Below are 458 nucleotides of genomic sequence, written 5' to 3' on the forward strand. Positions count from 1 at the left end.
CACATGGTAATCCGGATCATTGGAGGCAATCACCTGAGATTTTTCCGCTTTTCCCCAGGTACCCAGCCGTTGAGCCCAGACCAGCGTGCCGTTTTCGTTGAGCATTTCCCGCACAGTACCCTGATGGTCACTTACCACGTAATGCAATTTGCCTTTTTCAAAGCGGGCTGACGGTGTAAGCGCCCCCGGCTCATACAACCAGCGCACGCGGCTGTCCAGCGCCAGCGAGCCATCGGCATAAACCGATGTTTCCTCAATCAACTGATCGCCACTCCACAGATATTCCTGCCCGTAAATGGCTGTGCTGCGCAGGGTTAAATCCGGTTTGCCGTCCAGCCAGCGTTGCAGGTTTGTCGCCGTCAGCTTGCCGTCAAGCACCTTGAGCTTGCGTATTCTTCGCCCAAAAGCATCGTATTGATAGTGCCAACGGGAGCCACCCGGGGTTTCACAATGGGTGA

Annotated in this window: 1 protein-coding gene; it reads right to left on the minus strand. The window is 55.2% G+C overall.

What is annotated here, in order from left to right:
• On the minus strand, positions 1-458 hold a 458-nt coding region (locus FE392_RS19985; RefSeq protein ID WP_319931875.1), incomplete at both ends, for an RHS domain-containing protein.

Origin of the sequence: Xenorhabdus santafensis (assembly GCF_033949405.1) — a bacterium.
GTDB classification, from domain to species: Bacteria; Pseudomonadota; Gammaproteobacteria; order Enterobacterales; family Enterobacteriaceae; genus Xenorhabdus; species Xenorhabdus santafensis.